7 protein-coding genes, 1 rRNA gene and 1 other RNA gene are annotated in these 6,912 nt (G+C 40.2%); all 9 read left to right on the plus strand.

Annotated features, from left to right (window positions below; translation table 11 throughout):
• Positions 1 to 25 precede the first annotated feature (25 nt).
• Positions 26 to 1,432, plus strand: a complete 1,407-nt coding sequence (gene atpD, locus QAI40_RS06780; protein ID WP_299979600.1) for a F0F1 ATP synthase subunit beta — start codon at positions 26 to 28, stop codon at positions 1,430 to 1,432.
• Between the two features lie 17 nt (positions 1,433 to 1,449).
• Complete coding sequence (locus QAI40_RS06785) at positions 1,450 to 1,857, plus strand: F0F1 ATP synthase subunit epsilon (RefSeq protein WP_299979598.1); 408 nt, start codon at positions 1,450 to 1,452, stop codon at positions 1,855 to 1,857.
• Positions 1,858 to 2,004: 147 nt separating this feature from the next.
• Positions 2,005 to 2,754: a sugar phosphate nucleotidyltransferase gene (locus QAI40_RS06790; protein ID WP_299979595.1), complete on the plus strand. Its 750-nt coding sequence runs from the start codon at positions 2,005 to 2,007 to the stop codon at positions 2,752 to 2,754.
• Positions 2,755 to 2,815: 61 nt separating this feature from the next.
• Positions 2,816 to 3,076, plus strand: a complete 261-nt coding sequence (locus QAI40_RS06795; protein WP_299979592.1) for a DUF904 domain-containing protein — start codon at positions 2,816 to 2,818, stop codon at positions 3,074 to 3,076.
• Positions 3,077 to 3,116: 40 nt separating this feature from the next.
• Positions 3,117 to 3,434, plus strand: coding sequence for a cell division protein ZapA (locus tag QAI40_RS06800; protein WP_299979589.1), 318 nt, complete (start codon positions 3,117 to 3,119; stop codon positions 3,432 to 3,434).
• A gap of 4 nt (positions 3,435 to 3,438) precedes the next feature.
• A non-coding RNA gene (gene ssrS / locus QAI40_RS06805) (6S RNA) lies at positions 3,439 to 3,626 on the plus strand.
• Positions 3,627 to 3,792: 166 nt separating this feature from the next.
• Positions 3,793 to 5,358: a ribonuclease Y gene (gene rny, locus QAI40_RS06810; protein ID WP_299979586.1), complete on the plus strand. Its 1,566-nt coding sequence runs from the start codon at positions 3,793 to 3,795 to the stop codon at positions 5,356 to 5,358.
• A gap of 14 nt (positions 5,359 to 5,372) precedes the next feature.
• On the plus strand, positions 5,373 to 6,656 hold the full coding sequence (gene tyrS / locus QAI40_RS06815; RefSeq protein ID WP_299979584.1) for a tyrosine--tRNA ligase: 1,284 nt from the start codon (positions 5,373 to 5,375) through the stop codon (positions 6,654 to 6,656).
• 174 nt (positions 6,657 to 6,830) lie between these two features.
• Positions 6,831 to 6,912: ribosomal RNA gene (locus QAI40_RS06820) — 16S ribosomal RNA — on the plus strand; the annotation flags it as partial.

Consider the following 6,912-nt stretch of genomic DNA (forward strand, 5'->3'; position numbering starts at 1 on the left):
TAAAAACAGCTTTAAGGAGAAAAAAATGGCTGAAAATATAGGAAAAATATCACAGGTACTCGGTGCGGTTATCGACGTTGAGTTTAAACCCGGAAATCTTCCGAAGATTCTGACAGCTTTAAAGATAACGAATCCGAATATCAGTGACATGGAAGACAATCTTATTGTTGAAGTGGCCCAGCACCTGGGTGATAATGTAGTCAGATGTATTGGTATGGACATAACCGACGGTCTTCAAAGAGGTATGCCTGTTAAAGATAGTGGCGCTCCCATCATGATGCCTGTTGGTGAAGCATCTTTAGGAAGAATTCTTAATGTTGTGGGAAGAGCTGTTGACGGCCTGGGAGATATCTCCCAGGAAAAAATGCTTCCCATCCATAGACACGCACCTGCCTTTACAGAGCAGGATACATCCGTAAGAGTTCTTGAAACAGGTATCAAGGTTATTGACCTTCTCGTACCCTTTCCCCGTGGCGGTAAAATGGGTATGTTTGGTGGTGCCGGTGTTGGCAAAACCGTTATTATGATGGAAATGGTTAACAATATAGCCAAAGCACATGGTGGTATTTCCGTATTTGGCGGAGTAGGGGAAAGAACCCGTGAAGGTAATGACCTTTACCATGAGATGAAAGATTCCGGTGTTCTTCCAAAATGTGCACTGGTGTATGGCCAGATGACGGAACCTCCCGGAGCACGTGCAAGGGTTGCACTTTCCGCATTAACCTGTGCAGAATACTTTCGTGATGAAGAAGGACAGGATGTGCTTTTATTTATTGATAATATTTTCCGTTTTACCCAGGCCGGTGCAGAAGTTTCTGCGACATTAGGTCGTATGCCTTCTGCGGTTGGTTACCAGCCGACACTTGCCGTTGAGATGGGTGAACTCCAGGAACGTATTACTTCAACGGATAAAGGGTCCATTACAGCGGTTCAATGTGTTTATGTGCCGGCTGATGACTTGACAGACCCTGCACCAGCCACCACATTTGGTCATCTTGACGGTACGGTTGTTCTCTCCCGACAGATTGCTGAGCTGGGTATTTATCCTGCTGTGGATCCGTTAGACTCCACATCAAGAATTCTTGATGCAGCGTATATCGGTGAAGAACATTATAATGTTTCCCGTGTGGTTCAACAGACACTTCAAAAATACAAAGAACTTCAGGATATTATAGCAATTCTTGGTATGGACGAACTTTCTGATGAAGATAAGGTTACTGTACAAAGAGCCAGAAGGCTACAGAAATTTTTGTCACAGCCTTTCACCGTTGCAGAAACATTTACCGGTATGCCGGGTAAATTTGTCAAGGTTGAAGACACTGTAAGATCATTTAAAGAAATTATTGATGGTAAACATGATGATCTTCCAGAAAATGCTTTCTATATGGTGGGTTCTATTGAAGAAGCCATTGAAAAGGCAAAATCTGCTTAAACATCTGGAGGGATATCATGGCTGAGAAATTATTTCTTGAAGTCGTTACGCCGCAGAAAGCAATTGTCAGTGAAGAAGTTGAAATTGTGGTTGCTCCAGGTTCAGAAGGTGAGTTTGGTGCGCTTAAGGGGCATACTACATTCCTCACATCACTGAAGGTTGGAACACTTCGGTACAAAGACGCCAAAGGAAAGGAAAGATATCTTTTCATTAACGGCGGATTTGCGGAAGTTTTACCGGACAAGGTGACCATCCTTGCGGAGTCTGCTGAGTATAGAAAGGATATTGATATTGATAGGGCAACAAAGGCTAAAGAAAGAGCTGAGAACCGCCTTGCAGCCAAGGCTGCTGATACGGATCTTGTAAGAGCTGAAGTAGCTTTGAAACGTGCAGTACACAGGCTTAGAATTAAAGAGACAAAATAAGGTGACCTTTAGTTAAACGTATAACAGTATCCGGAAAACGGATTGGTAAATAAAAAAAGGGAGGGCTTCTGTGGTTTGGAGCACTCCCTTTTTTGAATTGTGTGCATAAGGTTTTTCTTAAAGAAAGTATAATTTACGGGTATAGTGATGGCTTATAACGATGTTGGGGTTGTTATTCTTGCTGCAGGCAAGGGAACCAGGATGAATTCAGATATTGCCAAGGTACTTCACAGGGTTGCCAGTAAAAGTATGGTTGTCCACGTGGTTGAGTGTGCAATAAAAATTGCTCGGGATAATGTGGTCGTTGTTGTCGGTTATCAGGCTCAGAAAGTGAAAGATGAAGTCGGTAAGTTTTTTAAGGTAGATTATGCCGTACAAGAAGAGCTTCTCGGAACAGGGGATGCGGTTAAAGTTGCAATTCCAGGATTGAAGCCCGGTATTAAAGATGTTCTGGTATTATGCGGAGATGTGCCATTGATACAGGAGAGTACTCTTCGGAATCTGATGGATGGACACAAACAGAATCAGGCCAAAGTATCCGTTCTTGCAACTGATGTAGATGATCCGACCGGTTATGGACGCATTGTTCTTGACCAGCAGAATAATATGCTTTGTATTAAAGAAGAGGCGGATGCCAGCGAAAATGAAAAAAAAATCAAAAAAGTGAATGCAGGAATATATTGTTTTGATAAGGAGCTCCTCATATCTGTAATTGATGAAATAAAACCCGATAATAATCAGAAAGAGTACTATTTGACAGATGTTGTCGAGATAGCGCAAAAAAGACACGAAAAAATGGCTGTAATCACTATGGATGATCCAAAACAAGTTATAGGTGTGAATACGCTTGAAGAGCTTGGCAAAGCTGAATACCTGATCCAACAACTTGGCAAATGAATTGCCTTGACTTTATGAAATATTTTGAATTATACTGAACTTCAATAAGCTTTGTGAGAGTATGAATTTGGGTAATGATCTTATTAAAAAAAAGTTTGATGATATCGATGGGAAAATCGATTCTATGAGAGAACTTTGCCATACGCTTCAGCAGGAAAATAAAGGCTTGATCTTAAAAATTAAGGATCTTGAAGCAGAACTTGATAAGAAAAATGAAACTGAAGAACAATTTTCAGAACAAGAGGCTTTGGTTCAATCTAAAATTGATGGGCTTTTGAAAAAACTGAACTATTTTTCAAATAGCGCTCCAGGCGATTATTAATCAAACATGTGACCGAAATGGGTTCGCAAAAGGGATTACATTGGATGAAATTGTTGTAATTGATCTTTTCGGAGAGGAGTTTAGGTTTAAGCCTGATGATCAGGTTAAAAATCCGGAACAAATTGCACAATATTTAAAAAAATATATAAAAGAAGCTGAAAAACTGTTTCAAAACAAGGCTTCAGGGAAAAATAAAATTGCAATATTGTTATTGGCAGCCATGAATTTGTCAAAGGATTTTCATGAGCTTAAATTGCAACACTCTGAACTTGAAAAAGAGATAGACAACAGAATTTCATCCTTGATAAAAAAAATTGATACGGGAATTGAAAAAAACGAAAAGTGTTTATTATTATAAATTTTTACCCCTGCAATGTGCGTGATTGTATGACAGTCTTTGTCCTAACGCATAGTAAAAAGGGAGTCCACACTTTTACTGGTGTGCTAAGTTCCTCCTGGTAAGGAAAAGCCTAAAGGTAATATTGGACGCCCACTTTTGGACCTTTGGTTCAAAGCCTTAACAAGCAACACGGCAGTCTGTGGGGGTAATTGTAACAATTAATACGTTTTAGTTTTGTCCTTCCTCAAGCCTTTGTCCCATTTCATATTTTTATAAGCATCTTTTTATAAAGGCAAGCTTTTATGAAAACAGGGAATAAAATCAGACAATTACAACATGATGTGTTGCTATTAATATACTTTAGGAGAATTGTTTAATGGAATATACGGTTATGCTCTCATCAATTGCTGTTGTTTTGTTGGGATTGGGAGTCGTCGCCTTTTTTATTCTTAAAAAAAAGGTGGTTCAGGATAACCTGAATATTGAAGAAGAGCAGGTGCGTTTAATCGGAGAGGCTAAAACTAAAGCAGCAACTTTACTAAAAGAAGCCAAGCTGGAAGCAAAATCAAGGCTTCTTGAAATGAAGAGTAATTTTGATTCTGAAACTGAGGAAACCCGTTCTGAATTTAAAAAGGAAGAACGAAGGCTGTCTAAAAAAAGTGAGAAGTTTGATAAGCTTGAAGATCAGTTGGCAAAACGGGAACAGAGTGTCCAAAAAAAAGAAAGCGAAGCCCAGAAAAGATTTGATTCTGCCACTAAAAAGGAAGACCACTATAAAGAGTTATTAGAAAAAACGAAAAAAGAACTTGAAAAGGTGTCAGGACTTACACTGGAGGAAGCAAAGGATCTTTTGCTTAAGGTCATGGAAGAAGAAGCCAGGCATGAAGGGGCCAAGTTGATTAAAAAGATCACCAGTGAAGCCAAAGAGACTGCAGACAAAGAAGCCAAAAAGATCATCTCTACTTCCATTCAAAGATATGCTGGTGAATATGTGGTAGAACGGACGGTCTCAGTTGTTCATCTTCCAGGGGATGAAATGAAAGGAAGAATTATTGGCCGGGAAGGAAGAAATATCAGGGCACTTGAAGCTGCTACGGGGATTGACCTGATTATTGATGATACACCGGAAGCTGTCATATTATCAGGATTTAATCCGGTCCGAAGAGAAGTTGCCAGGCTTTCACTTGAAAAATTAATATCTGACGGCAGAATTCATCCTGCACGCATTGAAGATGTGGTCGAACGTGCGACAGAAGAAGTAGATGTTGCCATTAAAGAAGCTGGAGAACAGGCTGCTTTTGATTTGGGTGTACATGGGATTGATCCCGAACTGATTAAAGTGATTGGCAAACTCAAGTTTAGAACTAGTTATGCCCAGAATGTGTTACAGCATTCTGTTGAAGTTGCTTTTCTGTCTGGTGCTATTGCTGCTGAACTGGGGTTGGATTTTAAGCTGGCCAAACGCATGGGATTATTGCATGATATTGGGAAAGCGGTGGATCATGAGGTGGATGGTGCCCATGCTATCATCGGTGCAAAACTTGCCAAGAGGTATGGTGAGATTGAAAGCGTGGTAAAAGCCATTGCGGCTCATCACGAAGATCAAATCCCGGAATCTGTCTATGATTACATTGTTCAGGCAGCCGACGCATTGTCCGGTGCACGACCGGGTGCTAGAAAAGAGAGTTTGGAAAATTATATCAAACGGTTGGAGGATTTGGAAAACATTGCCAATTCTTTTAACGGGGTTGTCAATACGTATGCTATACAGGCTGGCCGTGAAATCCGGGTCATCGTAGAGAGTGAAAAGATTACCGATGAAAGCGCTGTGCTTCTATCCAGAGATATTGCCCGCCAAATTGAAGAAAATCTAACATTCCCGGGGCAGGTTAAGGTCGTTGTAATTCGGGAAACAAGGGCAGTGGAATATACTAAAAAGTAAAGGGTGACGAGCACATGAGTGTCCTGTCGATATTAAAAGAACGGGGATTTATTGAAGATCTCACCAATACGGAAGAACTAGAAGATTATTTAACCAATAACAGGGCAACCTGTTATATTGGATTTGATCCAACTGCAGCAAGTCTTCATGTTGGAAGTCTTGTCTGTATAATGGCTTTAGTCCATATGCAAAGACATGGACACAGGCCCATTGCACTGGTTGGCGGTGGAACAGGTTTAATCGGAGATCCGTCCGGAAAAACCGAACTTCGTAAAATCATTACCCAGAAACAGATTGACGGAAACAAAAAAGGAATTAGAAATCAACTGGCCCGCTTCCTTGATTTTTCAGATGACAAAGCGCTTCTTTTGGACAATGCTCAATGGCTCACAAAACTTGGATATATTCCGTTCTTAAGAGATATTGGCAGGCATTTCAGTATCAATCGCATGATTAAGGCTGAAAGTTATAAAGCCCGGATGGATTCTGAAGATGGACTGACTTTTATCGAATTTAATTATATGCTGCTTCAGGCGTATGATTTCATGCAGCTTAGTAAATCATATGACTGTTTTTTGCAGATGGGGGGTTCTGATCAGTGGGGCAATATTGTTGCCGGCATTGATTTGATTCGAAGAACATTGGGAAAACAAGCCTTTGGGATTACGTTTCCTTTGATCACAACTGCCAGTGGTATAAAAATGGGTAAAACCCATAAGGGAGCAGTCTGGCTTGATGCCGAAAAATTTTCTCCTTACGAGTACTATCAGTTCTGGGTAAATGCTGACGATGCAGATGTTGCAAGATTTCTTGCTTTGTTTACTTTTCTTCCCATGGAAGAGATGAATCAGGTAAAACATCTGAAAGGTGCTGATCTGAATAAAGCCAAGGCAATTCTGGCATATGAAGCTACCAAAATTTGTCATGGAGAAGATGCGGCTATCAAGGCCTTGCAGGCATCTGTGTCAATGTTTGGATCCATAGTGATCTCCAAGGATCTTTTGCCAGGCAGCAGTATCCCAAGAGGAACTCATTGTGCTGCCAGTGATAATTCTGTACCATCTTCATCCTACACTAAAAATGATATAGGTAAAATACCTGTGGTTGACTTATTCATGAACGTTGGTTTGTGTAAATCCAAATCAGATGCCAGAAGACTTGTCAAACAGGGCGGGGCTTATATTAATGGTAACAGGATAGCAGTTTTTGACCAAATGATCTTAGAAGATGATATCAAAGATAATGAAATCCTTTTGAGAGCCGGAAAGAAAAAATACCATAAAATTATTGTCAATTAATTATAAAAATTAATTGACAATAAATCACACCTCGTGTATGTTATTTAGGTTTTTGTCGATCATATAAAGAGTGATCACGAACATGTAAGTTTTGATCTTTGAAAATTGGTCAGTGAGAAATTTTGAAGCGGGTCTTAAAACAAGACCATAAAGAGTTTAGTAAGTATAGGATTATAACTGGAGAGTTTGATCCTGGCTCAGAATGAACGCTGGCGGCGTGCTTAACACATGCAAGTCGAACGAGAAAGCCTTTGCT

The organism is Desulfobacula sp. (assembly GCF_030611305.1).
In the GTDB taxonomy this organism is placed as follows: domain Bacteria; phylum Desulfobacterota; class Desulfobacteria; order Desulfobacterales; family Desulfobacteraceae; genus Desulfobacula.

Excerpts from the sequence above, each read along its gene's own strand:
- rny (WP_299979586.1), top strand. The coding sequence starts at position 3,793 with ATGGAATATACGGTTATGCTCTCATCAATTGCTGTTGTTTTGTTGGGA.
- tyrS (WP_299979584.1), top strand. The coding sequence starts at position 5,373 with ATGAGTGTCCTGTCGATATTAAAAGAACGGGGATTTATTGAAGATCTC.
- atpD (WP_299979600.1), top strand. The coding sequence starts at position 26 with ATGGCTGAAAATATAGGAAAAATATCACAGGTACTCGGTGCGGTTATC.
- QAI40_RS06785 (WP_299979598.1), top strand. The coding sequence starts at position 1,450 with ATGGCTGAGAAATTATTTCTTGAAGTCGTTACGCCGCAGAAAGCAATT.
- QAI40_RS06790 (WP_299979595.1), top strand. The coding sequence starts at position 2,005 with ATGGCTTATAACGATGTTGGGGTTGTTATTCTTGCTGCAGGCAAGGGA.
- QAI40_RS06795 (WP_299979592.1), top strand. The coding sequence starts at position 2,816 with ATGAATTTGGGTAATGATCTTATTAAAAAAAAGTTTGATGATATCGAT.